Raw genomic sequence first — 23,257 nt, forward strand, 5'->3', positions numbered from 1 at the left:
CCCACGCGCCGAAGGGGCCGGGTTGCCCGGGCTCCGCCCTGGGCCTGTGCGGGGGCTCCGCCCCCGGACCCCCGCTCCTCAAGCGCCGGAGGGGCTGGAATGTCCGCGCCGGAGGGGCTGGGTGACGCGCGGGGTCGGGCGCGGTGCGGCCGGTACTGTGCGCGGGGTCGGGCGCGGTGCGGGCCGAACTCGGGTTGCTTTCCCCAGACATGCGCGTGCCCCGCGCCGCTCGTGGCGGCGCGGGGCATCGTACGCTCCGTTGGGACCTAGGGTCACCGGGACTGCTGGGCCGGGACGCCGCGGGTGGCCGCCTCGTCCTCGCCCGGGGCACCGGCCGCGGCCACGGCGGCGCCGGTCAGCGTGGCCAGCATCTCGCGGACGTTGGTCAGCTGGGCGTTGATGCTGTCGCGGCGGTTGGTGAGGGCCGCGAGCTCGCGCTCGGATTCGCTGCGGATCCGGTCGGCCTTGGCGTTGGCGTCGGCCACGATGTCCTCGGCCTGGCGCTGCGCGGTCTCCACCGTCTGGCGGGCGCGGCGCTCGGCGTCGGTGCGCAGCTTCTCGGCCTCGAGGCGCAGCTGCTCGGCGCGGTGCTCGATCTCCGCGAGCCGCTTCTCGGCCTTGGCCTGACGGGAGGCCAGGTCGCGCTCGGACTGCTCGCGGCGCTTGGCGAGGTTGGTCTCGAAGTCGGCGGCGGCCTGCGCGGCCTTGGCGCGGGTCTCCTCGAAGAGGGAGTCCGCCTCCTCGCGCTTGGACTGGGCGTCCTTCTGCGCCTCCTGGCGCAGCGTGGTCGCCTCGCCCTTCGCCTTCTCGACGATCCGCGCGCCCTCGTCCTCGGCCTTCGCCTTGCGCTCGGCGGCGAACGACTCGGCGTCGTTGCGGACCTGCTGGGCGGCCGACTCGGCCAGCTCACGGTGCTGTTCGGCGGCGCGCCGAGCCTCTTCGCGCAGATCCTTCGCCTCTTCCTCGGCGAGACGAAGGATCTTCTCGACCCGGGCGCCGAGCCCCGCGTAGGACGGCTCCGAATCGTTGATCTGGGCCTGAGCGTTCTGCGTCTCGAGGTGCAGCTCCTCGATGCGCTTTTCCAGAGAGGTGATACGGGCCAGTGCACTGTCACGGTCGGCGACGAGCTTGGAAATGCGGTCGTCCACCTGACCGCGGTCGTACCCACGCCGCACGAGCTCGAAGCCGAAGGGGGAGGAAGTGTCGCTCATGGGGTTCCTGTCGAAAGAGACCGGTGAGGTGATAGAGGGAATCCTAGGGGTCCGAGCGGCGTGTCATCGAGTCAACGTCGGTTTGATCTGCAGAATGTCCAGCCTTTTGAGTGGCAGTAAGACGGAGACCTCGTCACTCGTCGGGATGATACGGACATGCCGTGATGGACGCAGACTGACGCGAGAGTTACGCGAAATTGACGCGGACGGGCACAGCCGACCCTCGTCCCCCGCCTACGGTTACCCCTCCGACCGCTTTCCACTCCTCGTCGCACCCGCGCCCGCCGCTGTCTTGACTCCGTTGTTCTCCTTGCCGCCCGCGCCACCCGACGCGGGGGTCTCGAAGGATTCCAACGCCTCTAGCACGTCCTGGACACGGGAGATCTCCGCGTTGATGTCCTCGCGGCGTCGCTTGAGCAACTCCAGCTCGCGCTTGCCCTCGTCCACGATCTGCTGTGCCTCGTCCGTGGCCTGGTGACGGAGCCGCTCCGCCTCCCGCTCGGCCTCGGTCTTCTTCTGCTCGGCCTCCTTGAGCAGACCCTCGGCCTTCTTCACCGCCGCGATCCGCACCCGGCTCGCTTCGCTCTCCGCCTCCGCGACCAGCGACTTGGCCTTCTCCTCCGCCTTCATGAGCTGCGCGGTGGCCGCCGCGACCAGCTTGTCGACCCGCTCGCCGGTGGCCTTCATCTGCTCCGCGGACTCCCGGCGGGCCCGCTCGTGCAACTCCTCGACCTCGGCCTCGGTACGGGTGCGCAACTCCTCGGCGCGCTCCCGGATGGCCGTGGCGTCGCCCCGGGCCTCGCCGAGCATCGTGTCGGAGTCCGTACGGGCCTTCTCCACCATGGCGTTGGCCTCGGCCGTGGACTCGGCGATCAGCCGGTCGGCCTCCTGGCGGGCCGCGCCCACCATGGTGTCCGCCTGCTCCTCGGCCGCGGTCGCCGTGCGCAGCGCGGCCTCCTGCGCCTCGGAGGTGAGCCGCTCGGCCTCCGCCGAGGACTCGGTGACCAGCCGGTCGGCCTGCTCGGCGGCGTCGGAGCGCCGCTTGTTGGCGTCCTCGCGTGCCCTGTCGACCAGCCGGTCGGCCTCGGCCTGCGCCTCGTTGCGGATCCGCTCCGCCTCGGCCGCCGCCTCGGTCTCGATCCGCTCGGCCTCGGCGCGGGTACGCGCCGCGTGCTGCTGCGCCGAACCCACGGTCTCCGCGGCCTCGGTGCGCAGCCGCTCCGCCTCGCCGCTGGCCTCCGCATGCAGCCGCTCGGCCTCGTTGCGGGCCTCGGCGACCAGCCGGTCGGCCTGCTCGGCCGCCTCCGAGCGGATGTTGTTGGCGTCGCCGCGGGCCTGGGCCCGGGTGCGGGCCGCGTCCTGCTCCGCCGTCGCCCGGGCGTCGGACGCCTCGGTACGCAGCGCCTGCGCCCGCATGGTGGCCTCCGAGACCAGCCGCTGGGCCTCCTCGGTCGCGCCGCCGACCAGCGTATCGGCCTGCTCGGCCGCCTCGGCACGGGACTTGTGGGCCGAACGGCGCGCCTCGTCGAGCGTTTCGTTGGCCTCCGCGCGCAGCCGCTCGGCCTCGTGGGTGGCCTCGGTGACCAGCCGGTCCGCCTGCTCGGCCGCCTCGGCGCGGCGCCTGCCGGCCTCCTCGCGGGCCTGCTCGGTCAGCCGCTCCGACTCGGCGATCGCCTCGGCGACCGTGCGCTCCGCGAGCGACTTGGCGGCCTCGGACTCCTCCTGGGCCTCCCGCCGCACCCGCGTGGCGTCCTGCGAGGCGCGCTCCCGCTCCGCCTGGGCGTCCGCGCGGACCCGGTCGGCCTCGCCCTGCGCCTCGCCGCGCATCCGCTCCGCGGCGTGCTCCGCGGCCGTACGCAGCGCCGTGATGTCCTGCTCGGCCTGCTCGTGCAGCCCCGCGACCGCGTCCCGCACCTGCTGCGCGGTCTGCTCGGCGGCGGCCACCAGATCGGCCGAGCGCCGCTCGGCCTCCTCGACCAGCCGCTGCGCCTCGGTCTGCGCCTCGGAGACCCGGTTCCGGGCGGCGGCCAGCAGCTCCTCGCTCTGCTCCCGCGCCGCCGTCCGCTCCTCCTGCGCCTCCTCGCGGGCGTCGGCGAGCAGCTCCTCGGCCTCGCGGCGGCGGCGGGCCGCCTCCTCCTGGGCGGCGGCCAGGGCCTCCGCGGCCTCGGCGCCGATCCGCTCGGCGGCGCTCGCCGCCTCCGCCCGCACCCGGTCGGCCGTCTCCTGGGCCTCGGAGCGCAGCCGCTCGGCCTCCGCGGCGGCCTCGCCGCGCAGCCGTACGGCCACCGACTCGCCCTCGGCGCGCGCGTTGGACGCGTCCGCTGCTGCCTCGTCGCGCAGCCGTACGGCCTCGTCCTCCGCCTGCTGGCGCAGCGCGTTCAGCCGTTCGGCGGACTCCGTGCGCTGCCGCTCGATCTCCTCGGCGGTCTCCTTGCGCAGCCGCTCCGCCTCGGTGCGGGCGTCCCGCAGCGCCTCGTCGGCGGAGGAGAGCCGCTGCTCGGCCTCCTGGTGCAGCCGGTTCAGCTCGCCCTCGGCCTCGGAACGGCGGTCCTCGGCGGCCCGCTCGGCCTCCTCGCGCAGCTCCTCGGCCGCGGTGGACGCCTCCGACTTGACCCGCTCGGCCTGCTCCTCGGCCGAGGTCACCAGCTCCTCGGCCTCGGTGCGGGCCCGCTTCAGCAGCTCATCGGCCTGCCGGCGCAGCGCGTTGGCCCGCTCGATGGCCTCGGTGCGCACCCGCTCGCTCTCGGCGGTGGCACCCGAGCGGGTCTCCTCCGCGTCGGCCTTCGCCTTGGTCAGCAGGTCCTCGGCGGTGCTGGCCGCCTCCTCGATCTGCTGGACCGCCTCCCGGCGCGCCTCGGTGCGGATCCGCTCGCCCTCGGCGACCGCCTCCGACCGGAGCTGCTCGGCCTCGCCGCGCAGCCGGCGGGCCTCCTCCTGCAGCTCGACGGTCTTGGCGCGGTACTCCTTGGTGTCGTCCTTCGCCGTGCCCTTGAGCTGCTCGGCCGTGTCGTGCGCCTCGGCCCGCAGCCGGTCCGCCTCTTCCTCGGCCTCGCCCCGGATCCGCTCGGCCTCGTCGCTGGCCGCCTTGGTGGTGGCCTGCGCCTGCTCCGAGGCGCGGGTCAGCACCTCCTCGGCGCTCCGGGCCGCCTTGGCGAGCTGGGCCGCCGAGTCCTCGGCCGCCCTGGCCCGGGCGTCGTCGCCCGCCTCGGCGACCATCCGCTCGGCCTCGGCGCGGGCGTCGTCCCGAAGTTGCTCGGCCTCGGCCCGCAGCCGCTCGGCCTCCTTGGTGGCCTCGCCGACCAGCCGGGCGACCTCCGCCTTGGCGGTACGGGTGCGCTGCTCGTTGTCCGACTCGGCGGCCGCGAGCCGCTTGGCCGCCGCGTCCTTGGCCTCGGTGACGACCTTCTCGGCCTCGCTGCGCGCCTCGCGCAGCGCCTGCTCGGCCACCTGCATCCGCTGCTCGGCGGCGCGGGTCTGCTCGGCCGCGTTACGACGGGCCTGGTCCGCCTCGGTGGCGGTGGTGGTGCGCAGCTGCTCCGCGTGGTCGGTGGCCTCCTGGGCCTGGGTGCCCGCGTTGGTCAGCAGCCGCTCGGCGTCGTTACGGGCCCGGCGCAAAATCGCCTCGGCCTCGGCACGGGCGGCCTCCGCCTCGGAGCCCAGCCGCTGACGGGCCTGCTCGGTCATGCGCTGCGCTTCGGCGCGCGCCTCGGCCAGGGCCTGCTCGGCCTCCGTCCGGGACTCGTCCATGAGTCGGCGGGCCTGCGCCTCGGTACGGGCCCGCAGCTGCTCGGCCCAGGCCACGTTCTCGTTGACATGCGACTCGACGGTGGCGCGGCGCTCGGCCAGCTCCTGGTCCAGCCGCTGGCGCCGGGCCACGGCCTCGGCGTGCAGCTCGGCCTCCAGCCGGGCCTGCCGCTCGGCCTGCTCCTGGAGCAGCCGCTGGGTCTGCGCCCGGGTTTCGCGCAGCTCACGCTCGGCGTTGGCGCGCAACTGGTCCGCCTGGAGCTGGGCGTCCCGCAGCAACTGCTCTGCCTGGTAGCCGACGTTGGCGCTGTCGTAGGCGGGGCGGGCCGCCAGGTTACGGCGCGCCTCATGCAGCTTGGCGCGCAGCACCTCGACTTGGTAGCCGAGGTCGTCGGCGTGCTGGACGGCCTTCTCACGCTCGGTCTTCAGCCGCTCCATCTCGGCTTCGAACTTGGAGAGCTGATCGTCAGGCTCGTAGCGGTCGTAGCCCCGCACTGCGCGGTCCCATCCGTCCCCTGGTCGCGTTGGCGGCCGGCTCCGTCACCCTCGTGGTCCCCCGTGGTCCCTTGCGGTGCCCAGGGGTTCCTCGACGGTTCCCTTGCGGTATCGACCAGGCGAAGTGCGTGCCGGGTCGGACCGGAGCTGGCCCTTCCGAAGAAATGGTGTCAGATCATCGGCGTAGCCCGGGCCGGACCCCGATCCCTTTCCGATTCCGTACCCCGGCCGATGCTGCACTCTACCGGCCGGGGAAGGGGTAGGTCAGTGGTCCGCTTCAGTGATCCTCTTCGCCCTTGTGGGCGGCGGGGTCCGCGGCGGTGACGAGCTCGGTCAGCACACCGTGACAGTCCTTGGGGTGGAGGAAGGTGATCCGGGAGTCCATCGAGCCACGGCGGGGCTGTTCGTAGAGGACCCGGACGCCCTTGTCGCGGATGGCCTCGGAGTCGGTGTCGACATCGGCGGTGCCGAAGGCGATGTGGTGGACGCCCTCACCGTTCTTGGCCATCCACTTGCCGACCGCGGAGTCCTCCCGGATCGGCTCGAGGAGCTGCAGGTACGAGGCCCCGCCGTCGGAGGTCTCATTGATCTTGAGCATGGCCTCGCGGACGCCCTGCTCCTCGTTGATCTCGGAGTGGAACACCTCGAAGCCGTACGTGGCACGGTAGAACTCAACAGTCTTGTCGAGGTCGAAGCAGGCGATCCCGATGTGGTCGATTCTCGTCAGCATGGGAACAGTGCACCGCCGCACAGCCGGTTACGCAACGTGCGCGCGATCACACCGATGGGCCGGTGACCGCGCGGGTACTCGTCAGTACATTGACGATAACCCTCGTTAACTTCCTTCTCCTCGTGAAGGGGACGCACCAATGACTCGTACGACCTCTGTGATGGTGGCGGGCGCCCGGACGCCCATGGGACGGCTGCTCGGCGGCCTGCGCTCGCTCGAAGGCGCGGACCTGGGCGGAATCGCGATCAAGGCCGCGCTGGAGCGGGCCGGGGTCGGCGCGGAGCAGGTGCAGTACGTGATCATGGGGCAGGTGCTCCAGGCGGGCGCCGGGCAGATTCCGGCCCGGCAGGCGGCGGTCAAGGCCGGCATCCCGATGAGCGTGCCCGCCCTCACGATCAACAAGGTCTGCCTCTCCGGGCTGGACGCGATCGCCCTGGCCGACCAGCTCATTCGCGCGGGCGAGTTCGACATCGTGGTCGCGGGCGGGCAGGAGTCCATGACCAACGCCCCCCATCTGCTCCCCAAGTCCCGTGAGGGCTACAAGTACGGCGCGATCGAGATGCTCGACGCGATGGCGCACGACGGACTGACCGACGCCTTCGAGTCCATCGCCATGGGCGAGTCCACCGAGAAGCACAACACCCGGCTGGGCATTCAGCGCCCCGAGCAGGACGAGTTCGCCGCCCAGTCCCACCAGCGGGCCGCGGCCGCGCAGAAGAACGGCCTCTTCGACGCCGAGATCACCCCCGTGCAGATCCCGCAGCGCAAGGGCGAGCCGGTGGTCTTCGACAAGGACGAGGGCATCCGCGGCGAGACCACCGCCGAGCTGCTGGGCCGGCTGCGGCCCGCGTTCGCCAAGGACGGGACGATCACGGCGGGCACGTCGTCGCAGATCTCGGACGGGGCCGCCGCGGTCGTCGTGATGAGCAAGGCCAAGGCCGAGGAGCTGGGGCTGGAGTGGATCGCCGAGATCGGCGCCCACGGGAATGTGGCGGGACCCGACAACTCCCTCCAGTCGCAGCCGTCCAACGCGATCGCGCACGCCCTGGGCAAGGAGGGGCTGACGGTCGACGATCTCGACCTCATCGAGATCAACGAGGCGTTCGCCGCGGTCGCCGTGCAGTCCATGAAGGATCTAGGTGTTTCCCCCGAAAGGGTGAATGTGAATGGGGGCGCGATTGCCCTCGGCCACCCCATCGGGATGTCCGGTGCGCGGATCGCGCTGCATCTCGCGCTGGAGCTGCGGCGGCGTGGGGGCGGGACCGGGGCGGCGGCGTTGTGTGGTGGGGGTGGGCAGGGAGACGCGTTGATCCTGCGGGTGCCGACGGGGGAGTAGGCGGTTGTAGGCAGATCGCCTGCCGGCGGTTTGCCCTCGCAGGGCCACGGTTTCCGTTGTGATGCAGCGATAAGGAGATACGGCACCCATGGCTGATGTGCCCACGCTGGTGGAGCAGGCGCGGCAGGGGCGGCCGCGTGCGGTCGCCCGGCTCATCTCGCTGGTCGAGGGCGCCTCGCCGCAACTGCGCGAGGTGATGGCCGCGCTCGCTCCGCTGGCCGGGGGCGCGTATGTGGTCGGGGTGACCGGCTCGCCGGGCGTCGGCAAGTCCACCTCGACCTCCGCGCTCGTCTCCGCCTACCGGCGGATCGGCAAGCGGGTGGGCGTCCTCGCCGTCGACCCCTCCTCGCCGTTCTCCGGCGGGGCGCTCCTCGGCGACCGCGTACGGATGTCGGAGCATGCCTCCGACCTCGGCGTCTACATCCGCTCCATGGCCACGCGCGGTCACCTCGGCGGGCTCGCCTGGGCGGCCCCGCAGGCCATCCGGGTGCTGGACGCGGCCGGGTGCGATGTGGTGCTGGTGGAGACGGTGGGCGTCGGTCAGTCCGAGGTCGAGATCGCCGCCCAGGCCGATACCAGTGTGTTGCTGCTCGCGCCGGGGATGGGGGACGGGATCCAGGCGGCCAAGGCCGGGATCCTGGAGATCGGCGATGTGTACGTGGTCAACAAGGCCGACCGGGAAGGGGCCGATGCCACGGCTCGCGAGCTCAACCACATGCTGGGCCTGGGCGAGGGGCGGGCGCCGGGGGACTGGCGGCCGCCGATCGTGAAGACCGTGGCGGCGCGGGGCGAGGGGATCGACGAGGTCGTCGAGGCGCTGGAGAAGCACCGTGCGTGGATGGAGGAGCATGGTGTGCTCGCGGAGCGCCGGATGCGGCGGGCTGCGGGCGAGGTCGAGACGATCGCGGTGACGGCGCTGCGGGAGCGGATCGGCGATCTGCACGGGGATCGGCGGTTGGGGCGCTGGCGGAGCGGGTCGTGGCCGGTGAGCTGGATCCGTATACGGCGGCGGATGAGCTGGTGGCGGGGGTGACGGAGCAGGGGTGACGGAGCCGGGTTGCCCCGGGGGCTGGCGCCACAGATACACGTAAGCGTCCAGGACACCACCCCTGCGACCCCGCCCCCTCCCACCGTCTCGCGGCTAGCCGCCGGTGGCACCGGGCGCCTGTCCGCCCGGGGGGCGTGAATTCAGCCCCTCCGGCGTTTGAGGAGCGGGGTCCGGGGCGGAGCCCCGGCGGGGGTGAGGGGGCGGAGCCCCCACGCGGCGGAGCCGCATATGCCCGCACTCGGTGCTCCCCACCCCTCCCGTCTCGTCGGCGGCTGCCCCTAGTCGTCGTCGCCGTCGTCGTCGGACGGGGCCTGGGTGACCTTGCCCGACTGGGCGTTCACGTTCAGGTCACGCTCCTTGTGGTTCTTGACGGTCTCGACCTCCCACACCTGGGTGCGGTCGCCGTCGAACTCCACGGAGGTCACCGTGCCCCTGGACGCGGCCTTCCGGGCCGCCTCGGTGGCCGAGACGTCGGCGTTCCGCAGGGCCTTGGCCTCGGCGGCGTCCTCGGCGTCGGTGTCCCTGTCGATGTGCTGGTTCAGGACCTTGCCGGTCGACGCGTCCAGCGTGACCTCGTGCCACTTGCCGTCCTTGCCGAGGATCTCCGCGTCCCAGGTGGTCCGGGCGCCGTGGTCCCGGTCGAGGGAGTCCAGCGTGCCCGGGACCGCCTTCAGGGCGGCTCGTGCGGCGTCGGAGAAGGACGCGTGGGTGGCCCCGGACGCGTCGGTGGCGTGGGTCGTCGCCTCGGTGGACGACGTCTGCGCGCCGTTCGCCCCGGTGCCCGCCACGGCGACCGCCGTGCCGCCCGTGAGCAGGGCGGCCGCGGTGACCGATGCGATGACGATGTTGCGCTTCATGAGGGTTCCTCCCCGGGTCGTGTTCGGACGTCAACCACCATCGGGGAGTGATGCTGAAGCTGAGCTGAAGCCACCTGAAGAGATCTTCAGGTTCGCTTTGGGAGGCTGGTCGGTATGCGTTTGCTGATCGTGGAGGACGAGCGGCGGCTGGCCCTGTCGCTGGCCAAGGGGTTGCAGGCCGAGGGGTTCGCCGTGGATGTCGTCCACGACGGGCGCGAGGGGCTGCACCGTGCGCGGGAGGGCGACTACGACCTGATCGTTCTCGACATCATGCTGCCGGGGATGAACGGCTACCACGTGTGCGGGGCGCTCCGGGCGGCCGGGAGCGATGTGCCGATCCTGATGCTCACCGCCAAGGACGGCGAGTACGACGAGGCCGAGGGGCTCGATACCGGCGCCGACGACTATCTGACCAAGCCGTTCTCGTATGTGGTGCTGGTGGCCCGGGTGCGGGCGCTGCTGCGGCGGCGTGGGGCCGGGGCGTCGCCGGTGGTGCGGGTCGGGGAGCTGTCGGTGGACCGGGGTGCGCGCCGGGTGGAGCGGGGTGGGGGTGAGATCGCGCTGACCGCGAAGGAGTTCTCCGTGCTGGAGCAGTTGGCGTTGCGGCCCGGGGACGTGGTCTCCAAGGCCGAGATCCTGGAGCACGTCTGGGACTTCGCGTACGACGGCGACCCCAATATCGTCGAGGTGTACATCAGCGCCCTGCGCCGGAAGCTGGGCGCCGGGTTGATCGAGACCGTGCGGGGAGCGGGGTATCGGCTCCGTGGGTAAGGTCTTCGGTTCCGTACGGGCGCGGGCGGCGCTGGGGGCGACCGTGGTGGTCGCGGTGGCGCTGGTGGCCGCGGGGCTCGCGGTGCTCGGGGTGTTGCGGAGCAATCTGGCGGACCGGGCCGAGGTGGATGCGGGGGCTACTGCCCGGGCGGTCGCCTCGAAGGTCGCCGGTGGGGTGGCGTACCGGGAGCTGGACCTGGGGGACGACACCCCGGTGCAGATCGTGGACGAGGACCACCGGGTGCGCGCGGTCAGTGACGATCTCCAGGCCGTGACGGGCACCGGCAGTTCCTCGGTGCGGCCGGTCGCGGCGGCCGGGGAGGACCATGACGACGACGGCGCGGGGGAGGTCTCCTCGACGCCGGAGTACAGCGCCGGTACGGCCCGGATCGACGGCGAGACCGCGGAGTACCGCTGGGCTGCCCTGGAGGTCACCGACGCCCGTGGTGAGGACGTCACGGTCTACGCGGGCGCGCCGCTGGCCACCGAGCAGGGCGCGGTGGGCACCGTGCGGGAGGCGATGCTGATCGGGCTGCCGCTGCTGCTGGTGGTCGTGGCCGGGGTGACCTGGCTGGTGACCCGGCGGGCGCTGCGGCCCGTGGAGGGCATCCGGCGGGAGATGGCCGCCATCACCGCGAGTACGGATCTGTCCCGGCGGGTCCCCGTGCCGGGGTCGTACGACGAGGTGGCGCGGCTGGCCCGGACCACCAACGAGACGCTCACGGCGCTTCAGGCGTCGGTCGAGCGGCAGCGGGCCTTCGTGGCGGACGCCTCCCATGAGCTGCGCTCCCCGGTGGCCTCGCTCCGCACCCAGCTTGAGGTGGGCGCCGCCCATCCGGAGCTGCTGGATCTGGACGGCGCGGTGGAGGACGTGGTGCGGCTGCAGCGGCTGGCGGCCGATCTGCTGCTGCTGGCCCGGCTGGACGCGGGGGAGCGGCCCGCCCATGCGCCGGTGGCGCTGGACGCGCTGGTGCGCGAGGAGCTGGCCCAGCGGCCGGGGGACCGGGTGCCGGTGCGTATGGAGGTGGCGCCGGTGGCGGTGCCGGGGTCACGCGGGCAGTTGGCCCGGGTGCTGGGCAATCTGGTCGACAACGCGCAGCGGCACGCCCGGGGCGGGGTGCGGGTGGCGGTGCGCGAGGAGGGCCGGTGGGCCGTGCTGGAGGTCGCGGACGACGGCCAGGGGGTGCCCGAGGGCGAGCGGGAGCGGATCTTCGAGCGGTTCGTACGGCTCGACGACGCCCGCAGCCGCGACGATGGCGGGGCCGGGCTCGGCCTCGCCATCGCGCGGGACGTGGCGGTGCGCCACGGCGGCACCCTGGCCGTCCGGGCGGCACCCGAGGGCGGTGCCCTGTTCGAGCTGCGGGTTCCTACCTAGACCCGGCCCCGCTGGGCGCGCAGATGCTCGGCGACGGGCACCAGCGATCCGTACAGCGCCTTGAGGTCCTCCGGCGCGAGCAGATCGATGAAGTGGCTGCGCACGGACGCCACATGGTGGGGTGCGACCTTGCGCATGGTTTCCCAGCCGTGCTCGGTCAGCACGGCGTACAGCCCCCGTCGGTCGGACTCGCAGTTCTCGCGGCGGACCAGGCCGGCGTTCTCCATCCGGGTGATCTGGTGGGACAGCCGGCTCTTGGACTGCAGGGTCGCGGAGGCGAGATCGCTCATCCGCATCCGGCGGTCCTCCGACTCCGAGAGGTTGACCAGGATCTCGTAGTCGTTCATGGTCAGGCCGAACGGCTGCAGGTCTTTTTCGAGCTGGTAGGTCAGCAGCCGGCTGACATCCAGGTGGGTGCGCCACGCGCGCTGTTCCTCATCGCTGAGCCAGCGCGTGCCGTTCTCGGTCTCCATGGGATGTATTCTACCTATAGAAGTTGAATTCCGAACCAATGGATGTATCGGGCTAGAGGTCACCTGTTCGACGTTACACTCCGCATGTTCGCGCTCACGAACCGGTACCCCCTGTCTCGCCGACCGATATCTCGGCGACGACCTGCTCCGTGGACTGCAGCAGTACGGTCCCCGCGCCCACGAACTCGAACTGGTGCTCCTCGCCCGAGGCGCCCCCGATCCCCGTGCGCGATCTGACGGCCCCGAGGAACCCGCGCAGATACTGGTGGTCGTAGTGGTGGCACGGTGTCGGGCAGTCCGCCCAGCCCACCAGGGCCTGCGGATCCACCCGGATCGGCGGCTCCATGAAGACCACGGGCCCATTGGACGCGGCCACGAACTTCCCGGTGCCGATGAGGGTGAGAAAGCCCGGGACGATGGACTGCTTCAGGGACAGCGACGGCTGGAAGGCCAGCAGATTGCCGGACCGGATGGAGAGGTTGCCGTCGTCCAGGTCATAGGAGTTGACGTCGAAGGCGCGGTCGGCGAGCACCATCTTTCCCTGACCCTCGGCCACCACCCAGTCCGCCGCGTGCAGTGGGGAGTGGAAGCTGTACGCGATGAGGTGGTCGAGGTGGCCGAGACCGACGCCATGGAAGTCGATCTGCCCGTAGTAGGCGACCATCTTCCCCTTCTGCAGGAACCACTGGCCGTTCAGGTCCACGCTGAAGGCGTACGGATTGATGTTGTCGTCGACGGGCAGCGTCCAGGCGTCGTGGATGACGGGGCCGTTCACAGCTTCTCCTCCGATGCCTGGACATAGACCATGCCGGTGCCGGACAGCTCCAGTTGGAACGCCTCCCCCGAGCCGCGGCCCACCATTTCGCGCCAGCCGATCGCCGTCGAGAGCTTATTGCGAACATCACCCCGGTGGGCGACATAGGCTTGCGGATCGACATGCACCGGACGTCCCGGGCCGATCGGTAGCTCCAGGACCCCGCCGTGCGCCATGACCGCCGCGGAGCCGTGCCCCTCCAGGGTGGTGGTGAACAGCCCCTGTCCGGTGACCTGGCCGCGCACCATGCCCATCACGCCGCCCTGGGAGCCCATGAACATCGTGCCCTGGCGCAGCGAGCCGTCGAAGGCCAGCAGCCGGTCCGACTCCACGTAGAGGGTGTCGCCGGCCAGGTCGATCACCTGGACGTGATGGCCGCCGTGCCCGAACATCACCGTGCCCTGGCCCTCGACGGTCATCAGCGGGGTGTCCTCGTCGGCGATCCGCCGCCCGATCATCCCCCGCACCCCGCGCTGCCCGCCGGTGATGCTGGGGGTGAACCGTACGTCCCCGCGGTACGCGAGCATCGCGCCGCGCTGGCTGAACAGGGTCTGCCCGGGGAGCACCTGGGCCTCGACCATGCGGGAGGTGAGCAAGGTGAACGGCATCAGAGCTCACCCCCGATCGTGTTGCGTTCGCTGGGCTGGACGTAGACCAGTCCGTCGCCCTCGAAGCGGATCTGGAAGGACTCCCCGCCGCTCTCGCCTATCAGCGCCCGGAAGTTCACCCCCGTCTGGAAGTGCTGCTTGAGACCGCCGGTGTGGGCGAGGTACGCGCCCGGGTCCACCTGCAGCGGGGTCTGCGGGGTGACGCGCAGCACGATCGCCGTGCCGGCCGAGACGAGCGCGGCCTGGCCGGTGCCCTCGACGGTCGTGGTGAACAGGCCGTTGCCCTGGGCGGAGCCGCGCAGCCCGGTGAAGGAGGCGCCGGTGCGCAGCGCGGAGTCCGTGCACAGCAGATTGCTGGACTCCACATAGAGCTTCTCGCCGTGCAGCGACACCAGGTTGATCTCGCTCGCCCGGTCGGCGAAGTAGCAGGTGCCGTGCCCCTTCACCTCCATGACCGCCATCTGCTCTCCGGTGAGCCGCCGGGTCACCATCCCGCGCAGCCCCTCCCCGCCGCCGGTCTTCTTCTTGAAGGTCATATCCCCCTCGTAGGCGACCATCGCGCCGTTCTTGGCCTTCACGGAGTCGCCGGTCAGGTCGACCGCGAGCACCCTGCTTCCCTGGAGCCGAAACTGAGCCACGGAGCCGACGGTAGCGGGCTCTGACGTCGGCGGACAGGGAGCGCCGGGGGCATGGGGTGCCCCCCGGGCCATGATCGCCCGCGAAGCTGCGACAATGGGCGCAGGCTTGTGCATAGATTCACAAGCCGGTCTGTGTTCTGCCGTACCCCTCTTCACACGAAGGTGCTCTCGTGGACTTCAAGACCGCCACCGCGCTGCGCCGGCTCCGCCTGGTCTCCGCGCCCGAGGCCGTGTCGTTCCTGCTGCTGCTCATCTGCTCGGTGCTCAAGCGCACCTCGGACTTCAACGCGGTGCCGGTGATGGGCATGGTGCACGGCGTGCTCTTCATCCTCTACGTGGTCTTCTGGGCGGACGCCTGGAACCGCGCCAAGTGGAAGTGGCAGACCGCGGCCCTGTACTTCGTCCTCTCCGTCCTGCCCACCGGCGGCTTCTTCGCCGAGCGCAAGCTCAAGCGGGAGACCGAGGCCGGTGTGATCGCGGCCCGCGCCCGTAAGGAGGGCGTGGTCAACGCATGATCGTCGCCTTTTCGGTGACGCCGCTGGGCGTCGGTGAGGATGTGGGGGAGTACGTCGCCGACGCGGTGCGGGTGGTCCGTGAGTCGGGGCTGCCGAACCGTACGGACGCGATGTTCACCTCGGTCGAGGGCGAGTGGGACGAGGTCATGGACGTCGTCAAGCGCGCCGTCGCCGTGGTGGAGGCGCGGGCGCCCCGGGTTTCGGTGGTCCTCAAGGCCGATATCCGCCCGGGCGTCACGGACGGTCTGACCTCCAAGGTCGAGACGGTCGAGCGCCATCTGTCCGACTGACTCACTGACCGAGACCGACTGACCGCCTCGGGGCCGCTCAGCCCCCGCCCACCAGGGCCATGCCCAGCGGCGTGCGTTCGTACAGCACCTGATGGCCCTGGCGCCGTGAGCTGAGCAGTCCGGCGGCGCGCAGCACCGCGAGATGCGCCGAGACCGACGAGGGCGCGAGGCCGAGGCGGGCGGCCAGGGCCGAGGTGGAGGCGGGTTCCTCCAGAGCGGCGAGGACCGCCGCGCGGCCCGCGCCCAGGAGGCGTACGAGCGCGTCCCTGCCCTCCGCGTCCGGCTCCCGCCACAGCCCGCCGACCCCGCGCGCCGGATAGATCACCGTGGGCTGCCACGGCGGGGCGAAGCCGCTCACCACATCCGGCCAGACGAAGACGCTGGGCATCAGCAGCACCCCGCGGCCGTCGAGGTCCTGCGTCCGGGCGGGGAGCGCGGAGGTACGGATGGTGAGCGTGCCGTCGCTCCACCGCAGCGCGGGGCGCAGATCGGCGAACAGCCGCTCCAGGCCGCCGTCGGCCAACTGCCGGGAGCGATAGCCGATATCGGCCTCCAGCAGGGCCCGCAGCCGGGGCCAGTCCGGGGCGACCAGGGCCCGCCAGGCCCGTTCGGTCACATCGGCCAGCCGCTGCACGGCCCGCGCCGGATCGGCCAGCATCGCCCGGCCCCGCGGGGACTCGGCGGCCCCCGGGGTGCACGCCAGCGACAGGACCAGCTCCCGGTGGGCGGCGGCGGGGTCCGTGGCCCGCATCCGCGCCAGCTCGTCCTCGAACGGCGCGTACGGCACCTCCGGCGGCGGGCCCAGGAAGTCCGGGGTGTAGCCGCCCCGCCCGGGCATCAGCAGCCACAGCTCCGACAGATCGAGCCCGGTCACCGCCTTGCGCACCCGCCGCAGCCAGGGCAGATGGTAGCCGTGCCGCTCGGTCCGGCGCAGCGTGCGCACCGCCTCGTGCGTCTGGCACAGGGGCGAGATCGCGAACCGGCAGCGCAGCAGATCGGCGGCGCCGAAATGCATATGCAGTGGCATGGTCCCGCCCCCCCGATCGCGAAGATTCGGCTCTGGCCGAAACACTAGAGCCCGCCCCGCCCATACGGGCACGCTTCCGGCATGTCAACGCCCCCCGGGCCCGGTACGACGGGCCCTGCCGAGTCGCGCCCCGACGCGCACGCCTCCCGACCCGAGCTCGCGCCCGGTGACGACCAGGGGCCGCCGCGGGGTCCGGGGAGCGTTGGCTATGGGGCGGTGTTCGCGGTCCGGGAGTTCCGGGCCGTCTTCGCCGCGCATCTGGTCTCCATGCTCGGCGAGGTGGTCGGCCAGCTCGCGCTCTCCGTGCTGGTCTTCCGGCTCACCGGATCGCCGCTGCTCAGCGCCCTGACGTTCGCCACCTCGATGCTGCCGTATGTGATCGGCGGCGCCCTGCTGTCCTCCGTCGCCGACCGCTTCCCGGCCCGCCGGGTGCTGGTGGTCTGCGATCTGGTGCACGCCGGATGCGTGGCCGCCATGGTGGTGCCGGGGATGCCGGTGGCCGCGCTGCTGGCGCTGCGCTGTGTGCCCGCCGCGATCTCGCCGGTGTTCAGCGGGACCCGGTCGGCGACGCTCGGCGACATCCTCGGCGAGGGCGACGCCTTCGTCCTGGGCCGCTCGGTCATCCGGATCACCAACCAGACCGCGCAGCTCGCCGGGTTCGGGGTCGGCGGGCTGCTGCTGGCCGCCGTCTCGCCGCGGGCCGCGCTGGCGCTCACGGCGGTGGCGCTCGTCGGCTCGGCGCTGGTGCTCCGCTTCGGCACCCGCCGCCGCCCCGCCCGGCAGGTGGTCGGCGGCGGGGCTCCCCCAGCTACCGCTGGGAGGTGCCCCCTGTTCGGGGACTCGCTGAGCGGGATGCGGCGGCTGTTCGCGGACCGCAGGATCCGGGCGCTGATGCTGCTGTCGTGGGTGCCGCCGATGTTCGTGGTGATGCCCGAAGTCCTGCTGACGCCGTACTCCGATGGGCTGGGACTCGGCTCGGTCGGGCTCGGGCTGCTGATGTGCGGGATGCCGGTCGGCGCGATCGCCAGTGAGGCGCTGGTGGGCTCGCTGCTGGGGCCGCGGGCCCGGGCCCGGCTGACGCTGCCGGTCGGCGTCCTGGCGATGCTGCCCGCCCTGGGGTACGCCGTCCGTCCCTCGTTCGGCTGGGCGCTGGCCCTGCAGATGCTGACCGGCTGCGGTATCGCCTACAGCCTCGGCCTCGACCAGTGGTTTCTCGCGGCCGTACCGGACGAACTGCGCGGCCGGGCGATGACGGTGCTGACGGCCGGGCTGATGACCGCGCAGGGTCTTGGCATGGCGGTCTCCGGCGCGGTCGCCGAGTTCGTACCGGTCCATGTCGTCGCCGCGACGGCGGGTGGCTGCGGGGCGCTGTGCTCGCTGCTGGTGGCGCTGGAGGTGCGGCGCACCGTCCCCGGGCCCGCCCGGCCCGAAGTGTGAGATGGGGCTGACCACGATATGACCGGCCGGTAGGGTCGGTGGTGTGCCGAAGCCGCTCAGCCTGTCGTTCGACCCCATCGCCCGTGCCGATGAGCTCTGGAAGCAGCGGTGGGGGTCCGTGCCCTCCATGGGCGCGATCACTTCGATCATGCGGGCCCACCAGATTCTGCTCAGCCAGGTCGACGCGGTCGTCAGACCGTACGGACTGACCTTCGCCCGCTATGAGGCGCTGGTGCTGCTCACCTTCTCCAAGTCCGGCGAGCTGCCGATGTCCAAGATCGGCGAGCGGCTGATGGTCCACCCGACCTCGGTCACCAATACGGTGGACCGCCTGGTCACATCGGGTCTGGTCGACAAGCGGCCGAACCCCAACGACGGCCGCGGCACCCTGGCCTCGATCACCGACCGGGGCCGTGAGGTGGTCGAATCGGCCACCCGCGATCTGATGGCGATGGAATTCGGGCTCGGGGTCTACGACGCCGAGGACTGCGGCAAGATCTTCGAGATGCTGCGCCCGCTGAGGGTCGCCGCGGAGGACTTCGAGGACGGCTGACCAAGACCCGGGGGCGGCGAAGATCGCCCCGGAACGGGCGGTTACGCTCAGGGCATGAAACGCAGCGTGCTGACCCGCTACCGGGTCATGGCTTACGTCACCGCAGTGATGCTGCTCGTGCTCTGCACCTGCATGGTGTTCAAGTACGGCTTCGACACGGGCGAGGACCTCACGCTCGTGGTCTCCCAGATCCACGGCGTGCTCTACATCATCTACCTGGTCTTCGCCTTCGACCTCGGCTCCAAGGCCAAATGGCCGTTCGGCAAGCTGCTGTGGGTCCTGGTCGCGGGCACCATCCCGACGGCCGCGTTCTTCGTCGAGCGTAAGGTCACCCGCGAGGTGGAGCCGCTGGTCAGCGGCGCCGAGCCCGCGCCCGCGCAGGTCTGACCGGCGGTTTGCAGCCCTTCCGCGCGTCCCTTCCGCGCGTCCCGTCCGGGGTCGGATGAGGCGCGCGGCCGGGGAGTGGAGTACCCCCGATCGGCCCACTGTGGCGCGTTGGCGTCGACAATTACTAGGACGTCCTAGTACTTTTGAAGCATGGACGCCGAAGGCATTGAGGCGGGCCGCCGACGGTGGCAGGCCCGGTACGACGCGGCACACAAGCGCGACGCGGCCGGGGGTTCGGGGGCGAAGCCCCCAAGGGATTGGACGCGCACCACGCTGTCCGGGGACCCCGTCGAGCCGGTCTACGGACCCGCCCCGGGCGACACCGTGGAGGGGTTCGAGCGGATCGGCTGGCCCGGCGAGTTCCCGTACACCCGTGGCCTCTACGCCACCGGCTACCGGGGCCGGGCCTGGACCATCCGCCAGTTCGCCGGGTTCGGCAATGCCGAGCAGACCAATGAGCGCTACAAGATGATCCTCGAGGCGGGCGGCGGCGGGCTGTCGGTCGCCTTCGACATGCCGACCCTGATGGGCCGCGACTCCGACGATCCGCACGCGCTCGGCGAGGTCGGCCACTGCGGTGTCGCCATCGACTCCGCCGCCGATATGGAGATCCTCTTCAAGGACATCCCGCTCGGCGACGTCACCACCTCGATGACCATCAGCGGTCCCGCCGTCCCCGTCTTCTGTATGTACCTGGTCGCCGCCGAGCGCCAGGGCGTGGACATCTCGCGGCTCAACGGCACCCTCCAGACGGACATCTTCAAGGAGTACATCGCGCAGAAGGAGTGGCTCTTCCCGCCCGAGCCGCATCTGAAGCTGATCGGCGACCTGATGGAGTACTGCTCCGAGGGCATCCCGGCGTACAAGCCGCTGTCGGTCTCCGGGTACCACATCCGCGAGGCCGGGGCGACGGCCGCGCAGGAGCTGGCGTACACCCTCGCCGACGGCTTCGGCTATGTGGAGCTCGGCCTCTCCCGCGGGCTGGACGTCGACACCTTCGCGCCCGGGCTGTCCTTCTTCTTCGACGCGCATGTCGACTTCTTCGAGGAGATCGCCAAATTCCGAGCCGCCCGCCGGATCTGGGCCCGCTGGATGCGCGATGTCTACGGGGCGAAAACCGAGAAGGCGCAGTGGCTGCGGTTCCACACCCAGACCGCCGGGGTCTCGCTCACCGCCCAGCAGCCGTACAACAACGTGGTGCGGACAGCGGTGGAGGCCCTCGCGGCGGTCCTCGGCGGCACCAACTCGCTGCACACCAACGCCCTGGACGAGACCCTGGCGCTGCCCAGTGAGCAGGCCGCCGAGATCGCCCTGCGCACCCAGCAGGTGCTGATGGAGGAGACCGGGGTCCTCAATGTGGCCGATCCGCTGGGCGGTTCCTGGTACATCGAGGCGCTGACCGACCGGATCGAGGCCGACGCCGAGAAGATCTTCGAGCAGATCAAGGAGCGCGGCCGCCGCACGGTGCCGGACGGGCAGCAGCCCCAGTGGCCGATCACCGCCGGCATCCTCCAGGGCATCGAGGACGGCTGGTTCACCGGCGAGATCGCCGAATCGGCCTTCCGCTACCAGCGGTCCCTGGAGAAGGGGGACAAGAAGGTCGTCGGCGTCAACTGCCACGAGGGCTCGGTCACCGGTGATCTGGAGATCCTGCGGGTCAGCCACGAGGTCGAGCGCGAGCAGGTGCGGGTGCTGGGCGCCCGTAAGGCCGGCCGGGACGAGGCCGAGCTCGCCGAGGGGCTGAAGGCGCTGGTCGCCGCCGCCCGCGAGGGCTCCAACACGATCGAGCCGATGTTGAAGGCGGTGCGCGCCGAGGCGAGCCTCGGTGAGATCTGCGACGCCCTCCGCGAGGAGTGGGGAATCTATACGGAGCCGGCCGGCTTCTGAGCCCCGTCCGGGGCGGGGCCGGCCGCGGCGCCGCCGGGATCCGCCCCGGTCAGTCCGTACAGCAGCAGGTCGGTGAAGTCCCGCGCCCACCGCGGGTCCACCGGCTCCGCGCTGATCATCAGCCGGTGGAGCACCGCCCCGGCGACCGTGTCGAAGATCAGGTCCGCGTGGCGTGCCGACTCCTCCGGGTCCTCCTCGCGCGGCAGCTCACCGCGGAGCCGGGCGCGCTCCCGGCCGACCATGACCAGCCGCTTCTGCCGGTCCACGATCGCCGAGCGGACCCGGCAGCGCAGCGTCTCGTCGTGCATGGCCTCCGCGATGACGGCCATCAGCGCGGTGCCCGTCTCGGGGCGCTCCAGCAGCGCCCCCAGCCGGATCACCACGGCCTCCACATCGGCGTGCAGACTGCCGCGGTCGGTCGCCTCCAGGTGTTCGTCGAAGACCGCCGCGATGGCGTCCACCACCAGCTCGCACTTGCTCGCCCAGCGGCGGTAGAGGGTCGTCTTGGCGACCCCGGCACGGGCCGCCACATCGCCCAGCGTCAACTTCGCCCAGCCCAGTTCCACCAGGGCGGCACGGGTGGCGCCCAGGATGGCTCGGTCGGCCTCGGCGCTGCGCGGGCGCCCGGTGCGGCGTGCGGACGGGCTCATGCGCGGCACCCTACCCGCCAGTACCGCACACCGTCCCGGGTGAGTTACGCTACGGCTCGTAGCGTAAGGGTGTGCCACGGCCGGGCCATCGGCCGATGCGCTTTTCCCTTCACCGGGGGAAGAGGGGAGGATAGGACCATGCAGCCACGGAACATGTCCATGAGTGGAGTGGTCGACCTCGCCGCGGTGAAGGCGGCCGGAGAAGCGAAGCAGAAGGCGGAGAAGGCGCGGGCCCAGGCGGCCCGCTCCGGGGGCGCCGCGGCGCCCGCCCGTCTGATCTTCAATGTCGACGAAGCGGGTTTTCAGCAGGACGTCCTGCAGCGCTCCACCGAAGTGCCGGTCGTCATCGACTTCTGGGCCGAGTGGTGCGAGCCGTGCAAGCAGCTCGGTCCCATCCTGGAGCGGCTGGCGACGGAGTACGCCGGGCAGTTCGTCCTCGCCAAGATCGACGTCGACGCCAACCAGATGCTCTTCCAGCAGTTCGGCGTCCAGGGCATCCCCGCGGTCTTCGCGGTGATCGCGGGCCAGCCGGTGCCGCTCTTCCAGGGTGCCGCGCCCGAGGCGCAGATCCGCCAGGTGCTGGACCAGCTCATCCAGGCGGCGGAGCAGCAGTTCGGCATCGTGGGTACACCTGTTGAACCCGGCGCCCAGGACGAGGGTGCGGAGGAGGCCGCCCCGGAGGTCCCCGAGTCGCCGCAGGAGACCGCGCTCGGCGCGGCCCATCAGGCGCTGGACGCCGGGGACCTGGGCGGTGCGGTGCGGGCGTACCAGAGCGTGCTCGCCGACGACCCGGCCAACGACGAGGCGAAGCTGGGCCTGGCCCAGGCCCAGTTGCTGGAGCGCGTTCAGGGAGTGGACGCCACGCAGGCGCGCAAGGCGGCCGCGGAGAACCCCGCGGATGCCAAGGCCCAGATCACGGCGGCCGACCTGGACTTGGTGGGCGGTCATGTGGAAGACGCCTTCGGGCGGTTGGTGGACACGGTGCGTCGCACCGCCGGGGACGATCGGGACGCGGCCCGCGTTCATCTCCTGAGTCTGTTCGAGGTGATCGGCGGTGAGGACCCCCGAGTGGTGGCGGCGCGCGGCGCGTTGGCGCGCGTGCTGTTCTGACCTCGGGCTCCTCAAACAACACAGCGGCCGCTCTTTACCAAAACTTGGTAAACGCGGTCGCTGTTACTGCCAGTAAATGCGGGCTCGGGCTTTGTCCGGTCTTGGAGTAAATCTCCCTCTCTTTCCGGTCACAGTCCGGCAACCCTGCGTGCCCGATCTCGACCGTCCTGCCGCAGTTCGGTTATCCGTCCGTTACTCGCTAGTAACGAACCCCTTGTGCCCGGGCCGGGAATGGACCACGATCGGCCAAGCTCGGTCCATCCCCCCGTAGCTCGGCATCCGGTCGGCGCGTCGGTGTGGTTGGGTCCCCACCGGGCAGGCCGACGGCAGTGGCGTCGGCCGTGGACAGGGGGGTCTCTGCCCAAAAGGCAGGGCCTGTCCAGGAGGTTGCGCGAGATTGCGTGGCCAGTGGTTGTCGCTCGGGGGTGATCGCCGGTGTTGCGGGTGCGGTGTGCGCCTGTGAGACGTGGGCGCTCTCCTTCCCGAGGACGTAGCACTTCTCCCATCCCAGGTCCGGGGTTCGCCCCGGCCGGAGATGTACGTCCGAGAAGGAGGAAAGTCATGGAGTCCGTGGCTCGTGGCGGCACCAGATGGAAGCGGTTCGCCGTTGTCATGGTGCCGAGCGTTGCTGCCACGGCCGCGATCGGCGTCGCCCTGTCCCAGGGTGCGCTCGCGGCCTCGTTCAACGTGTCCGGTCAGCAGTTCAAGGTCTCGGTCGACCGGCTCGACGGCACCGGGTTCGCGCAGTACGGCGCGCTGGACACCCAGCACGGGGGCAAGAAGATCCCCGTCGCGGTGTCGGCGTTCAAGAGCGCGAAGCTCAAGGGCCTGTGCCAGTCCGTCGTGATCCCGGTTCCCGTCTTCGGCGATGTGTCGCTGAAGCTGACGGCAGGCAACGGCAGCAAGCAGGTCGAGGCCAAGAACCTCTTCATCGATCTCGATCAGCTCAACGCGGACGCCACGTTCCGCGGGATCGACATCGGTGTGGCGGCGGGTGACGCGCACAAGGGCCCTGGCATCAACAAGGGCGATGCGGCCGATCCCGGTTCGTTCGGCCAGCAGTCGGATTCGGCGACGCTGGTCGGTGTGAAGCAGACCGCCTGGGCGACCAGTGCGGGCACGTTCAAGCTCTCCGGCCTTTCGATGAAGGTCAGCAAGGGCAAGAACGAGTGCTTCTGATCCGTTGAGCTGAGGGTGAGGGGCCGCGGCGCTGCCCCTCACCCGGGCATCGACCAGCAGCGCGTATGCGCCACGCTAGTACTGCTGTAGAACAACCGCGATCACACCGATCGCCAGCCCCA

General features: G+C 71.5%; 21 protein-coding genes and 1 pseudogene. 12 read left to right on the forward strand and 10 right to left on the reverse strand.

Annotated elements, in window-relative coordinates:
* Positions 1 to 272: 272 nt before the first annotated feature.
* The 3 genes from BLV72_RS23825 to mce all read right to left on the reverse strand — a co-directional run bounded on the left by BLV72_RS23825 (position 273) and on the right by mce (position 6,180).
* A complete protein-coding gene (locus BLV72_RS23825; RefSeq protein WP_078643689.1) occupies positions 273 to 1,211 on the reverse strand; it encodes a coiled-coil domain-containing protein in 939 nt (312 codons plus the stop codon).
* 240 nt (positions 1,212 to 1,451) lie between these two features.
* Positions 1,452 to 5,450: a polarized growth protein Scy gene (gene scy, locus BLV72_RS23830; RefSeq protein ID WP_093464718.1), complete on the reverse strand. Its 3,999-nt coding sequence runs from the start codon at positions 5,448 to 5,450 to the stop codon at positions 1,452 to 1,454.
* A 277-nt stretch (positions 5,451 to 5,727) separates the two neighbouring features.
* A complete protein-coding gene (mce, locus tag BLV72_RS23835) occupies positions 5,728 to 6,180 on the reverse strand; it encodes a methylmalonyl-CoA epimerase (protein ID WP_059147653.1) in 453 nt (150 codons plus the stop codon).
* A gap of 157 nt (positions 6,181 to 6,337) precedes the next feature.
* On the opposite strand from mce, the gene BLV72_RS23840 reads away from it, so the two are divergent.
* Both BLV72_RS23840 and meaB read left to right on the forward strand, forming a co-directional pair.
* Positions 6,338 to 7,516: an acetyl-CoA C-acetyltransferase gene (locus BLV72_RS23840; protein ID WP_093464720.1), complete on the forward strand. Its 1,179-nt coding sequence runs from the start codon at positions 6,338 to 6,340 to the stop codon at positions 7,514 to 7,516.
* Between the two features lie 88 nt (positions 7,517 to 7,604).
* Positions 7,605 to 8,563: pseudogene (meaB, locus tag BLV72_RS23845) on the forward strand (methylmalonyl Co-A mutase-associated GTPase MeaB).
* A gap of 279 nt (positions 8,564 to 8,842) precedes the next feature.
* On the opposite strand, the gene BLV72_RS23850 reads toward meaB, so the two are convergent.
* Positions 8,843 to 9,421 carry a PepSY domain-containing protein gene (locus tag BLV72_RS23850; protein WP_093464721.1) on the reverse strand — a complete coding sequence of 193 codons (579 nt, stop codon included), beginning with the start codon at positions 9,419 to 9,421 and terminating at the stop codon, positions 8,843 to 8,845.
* A 114-nt stretch (positions 9,422 to 9,535) separates the two neighbouring features.
* On the opposite strand from BLV72_RS23850, the gene BLV72_RS23855 reads away from it, so the two are divergent.
* Positions 9,536 to 10,192, forward strand: coding sequence for a response regulator transcription factor (locus BLV72_RS23855; RefSeq protein WP_078643697.1), 657 nt, complete (start codon positions 9,536 to 9,538; stop codon positions 10,190 to 10,192).
* Complete coding sequence (locus BLV72_RS23860; protein ID WP_093464723.1) at positions 10,185 to 11,567, forward strand: sensor histidine kinase; 1,383 nt, start codon at positions 10,185 to 10,187, stop codon at positions 11,565 to 11,567. The genes BLV72_RS23855 and BLV72_RS23860 overlap by 8 nt, the downstream gene beginning before the upstream one ends.
* On the opposite strand, the gene BLV72_RS23865 is transcribed toward BLV72_RS23860, so the two are convergent.
* From BLV72_RS23865 to BLV72_RS23880, 4 genes are all read right to left on the reverse strand, one after another.
* Complete coding sequence (locus tag BLV72_RS23865) at positions 11,564 to 12,040, reverse strand: MarR family winged helix-turn-helix transcriptional regulator (RefSeq protein WP_093464724.1); 477 nt, start codon at positions 12,038 to 12,040, stop codon at positions 11,564 to 11,566. The two genes, BLV72_RS23860 and BLV72_RS23865, sit on opposite strands and share 4 nt — an antisense overlap.
* A gap of 94 nt (positions 12,041 to 12,134) precedes the next feature.
* Complete coding sequence (locus BLV72_RS23870; RefSeq protein WP_059147647.1) at positions 12,135 to 12,815, reverse strand: AIM24 family protein; 681 nt, start codon at positions 12,813 to 12,815, stop codon at positions 12,135 to 12,137.
* Positions 12,812 to 13,462 (reverse strand): AIM24 family protein, encoded by a 651-nt coding sequence (locus BLV72_RS23875; protein ID WP_093464726.1) that lies wholly within the window; start codon positions 13,460 to 13,462, stop codon positions 12,812 to 12,814. Before BLV72_RS23875 ends, BLV72_RS23870 begins: the two co-directional genes overlap by 4 nt.
* On the reverse strand, positions 13,462 to 14,100 hold the full coding sequence (locus BLV72_RS23880; RefSeq protein WP_093464727.1) for an AIM24 family protein: 639 nt from the start codon (positions 14,098 to 14,100) through the stop codon (positions 13,462 to 13,464). Before BLV72_RS23880 ends, BLV72_RS23875 begins: the two co-directional genes overlap by 1 nt.
* Before the next feature lie 170 nt (positions 14,101 to 14,270).
* Here BLV72_RS23880 and BLV72_RS23885 point away from each other — a divergent pair, with 170 nt between their 5' ends.
* Both BLV72_RS23885 and BLV72_RS23890 read left to right on the forward strand, forming a co-directional pair.
* Complete coding sequence (locus BLV72_RS23885) at positions 14,271 to 14,615, forward strand: DUF3817 domain-containing protein (RefSeq protein ID WP_093464728.1); 345 nt, start codon at positions 14,271 to 14,273, stop codon at positions 14,613 to 14,615.
* On the forward strand, positions 14,612 to 14,905 hold the full coding sequence (locus BLV72_RS23890) for an MTH1187 family thiamine-binding protein (protein ID WP_093464729.1): 294 nt from the start codon (positions 14,612 to 14,614) through the stop codon (positions 14,903 to 14,905). Before BLV72_RS23885 ends, BLV72_RS23890 begins: the two co-directional genes overlap by 4 nt.
* 37 nt (positions 14,906 to 14,942) lie before the next feature.
* On the opposite strand, the gene BLV72_RS23895 is transcribed toward BLV72_RS23890, so the two are convergent.
* Complete coding sequence (locus tag BLV72_RS23895; protein WP_093464731.1) at positions 14,943 to 15,932, reverse strand: ArsR/SmtB family transcription factor; 990 nt, start codon at positions 15,930 to 15,932, stop codon at positions 14,943 to 14,945.
* Positions 15,933 to 16,013: 81 nt separating this feature from the next.
* Between BLV72_RS23895 and BLV72_RS23900 the strand changes: the two genes are divergently transcribed.
* The 4 genes from BLV72_RS23900 to icmA all read left to right on the forward strand — a co-directional run bounded on the left by BLV72_RS23900 (position 16,014) and on the right by icmA (position 20,196).
* Positions 16,014 to 17,369 carry an MFS transporter gene (locus BLV72_RS23900; RefSeq protein ID WP_093464732.1) on the forward strand — a complete coding sequence of 452 codons (1,356 nt, stop codon included), beginning with the start codon at positions 16,014 to 16,016 and terminating at the stop codon, positions 17,367 to 17,369.
* A gap of 43 nt (positions 17,370 to 17,412) precedes the next feature.
* On the forward strand, positions 17,413 to 17,922 hold the full coding sequence (locus tag BLV72_RS23905) for a MarR family winged helix-turn-helix transcriptional regulator (protein ID WP_093464733.1): 510 nt from the start codon (positions 17,413 to 17,415) through the stop codon (positions 17,920 to 17,922).
* Between the two features lie 54 nt (positions 17,923 to 17,976).
* Complete coding sequence (locus tag BLV72_RS23910) at positions 17,977 to 18,309, forward strand: DUF3817 domain-containing protein (RefSeq protein ID WP_079059741.1); 333 nt, start codon at positions 17,977 to 17,979, stop codon at positions 18,307 to 18,309.
* 150 nt (positions 18,310 to 18,459) lie between these two features.
* A complete protein-coding gene (gene icmA / locus BLV72_RS23915) occupies positions 18,460 to 20,196 on the forward strand; it encodes a coenzyme B12-dependent isobutyryl-CoA mutase large subunit (RefSeq protein WP_093464735.1) in 1,737 nt (578 codons plus the stop codon).
* On the opposite strand, the gene BLV72_RS23920 is transcribed toward icmA, so the two are convergent.
* Positions 20,172 to 20,846, reverse strand: coding sequence for a TetR/AcrR family transcriptional regulator (locus tag BLV72_RS23920; protein WP_093464736.1), 675 nt, complete (start codon positions 20,844 to 20,846; stop codon positions 20,172 to 20,174). The two genes, icmA and BLV72_RS23920, sit on opposite strands and share 25 nt — an antisense overlap.
* A 138-nt stretch (positions 20,847 to 20,984) precedes the next feature.
* Between BLV72_RS23920 and BLV72_RS23925 the strand changes: the two genes are divergently transcribed.
* Both BLV72_RS23925 and BLV72_RS23935 read left to right on the forward strand, forming a co-directional pair.
* On the forward strand, positions 20,985 to 21,956 hold the full coding sequence (locus BLV72_RS23925) for a tetratricopeptide repeat protein (protein WP_093464738.1): 972 nt from the start codon (positions 20,985 to 20,987) through the stop codon (positions 21,954 to 21,956).
* Positions 21,957 to 22,517: 561 nt separating this feature from the next.
* Positions 22,518 to 23,135 (forward strand): DUF6230 family protein, encoded by a 618-nt coding sequence (locus BLV72_RS23935; protein WP_059147638.1) that lies wholly within the window; start codon positions 22,518 to 22,520, stop codon positions 23,133 to 23,135.
* Positions 23,136 to 23,257 lie beyond the last annotated feature (122 nt).

Source organism: Streptomyces melanosporofaciens (assembly GCF_900105695.1).
In the GTDB taxonomy this organism is placed as follows: domain Bacteria; phylum Actinomycetota; class Actinomycetes; order Streptomycetales; family Streptomycetaceae; genus Streptomyces; species Streptomyces antimycoticus.

Bases quoted from the DNA above. Each gene is read 5' to 3' on its own strand.
- BLV72_RS23855 (WP_078643697.1), top strand. From the start codon at position 9,536: ATGCGTTTGCTGATCGTGGAGGACGAGCGGCGGCTGGCCCTGTCGCTG.
- BLV72_RS23910 (WP_079059741.1), top strand. From the start codon at position 17,977: ATGAAACGCAGCGTGCTGACCCGCTACCGGGTCATGGCTTACGTCACC.
- BLV72_RS23890 (WP_093464729.1), top strand. From the start codon at position 14,612: ATGATCGTCGCCTTTTCGGTGACGCCGCTGGGCGTCGGTGAGGATGTG.
- BLV72_RS23875 (WP_093464726.1), bottom strand. From the start codon at position 13,462: ATGCCGTTCACCTTGCTCACCTCCCGCATGGTCGAGGCCCAGGTGCTC.
- BLV72_RS23865 (WP_093464724.1), bottom strand. From the start codon at position 12,040: ATGGAGACCGAGAACGGCACGCGCTGGCTCAGCGATGAGGAACAGCGC.
- icmA (WP_093464735.1), top strand. From the start codon at position 18,460: ATGGACGCCGAAGGCATTGAGGCGGGCCGCCGACGGTGGCAGGCCCGG.
- BLV72_RS23850 (WP_093464721.1), bottom strand. From the start codon at position 9,421: ATGAAGCGCAACATCGTCATCGCATCGGTCACCGCGGCCGCCCTGCTC.
- BLV72_RS23925 (WP_093464738.1), top strand. From the start codon at position 20,985: ATGCAGCCACGGAACATGTCCATGAGTGGAGTGGTCGACCTCGCCGCG.
- BLV72_RS23935 (WP_059147638.1), top strand. From the start codon at position 22,518: ATGGAGTCCGTGGCTCGTGGCGGCACCAGATGGAAGCGGTTCGCCGTT.
- mce (WP_059147653.1), bottom strand. From the start codon at position 6,180: ATGCTGACGAGAATCGACCACATCGGGATCGCCTGCTTCGACCTCGAC.
- BLV72_RS23895 (WP_093464731.1), bottom strand. From the start codon at position 15,932: ATGCCACTGCATATGCATTTCGGCGCCGCCGATCTGCTGCGCTGCCGG.
- BLV72_RS23825 (WP_078643689.1), bottom strand. From the start codon at position 1,211: ATGAGCGACACTTCCTCCCCCTTCGGCTTCGAGCTCGTGCGGCGTGGG.
- BLV72_RS23920 (WP_093464736.1), bottom strand. From the start codon at position 20,846: ATGAGCCCGTCCGCACGCCGCACCGGGCGCCCGCGCAGCGCCGAGGCC.
- BLV72_RS23900 (WP_093464732.1), top strand. From the start codon at position 16,014: ATGTCAACGCCCCCCGGGCCCGGTACGACGGGCCCTGCCGAGTCGCGC.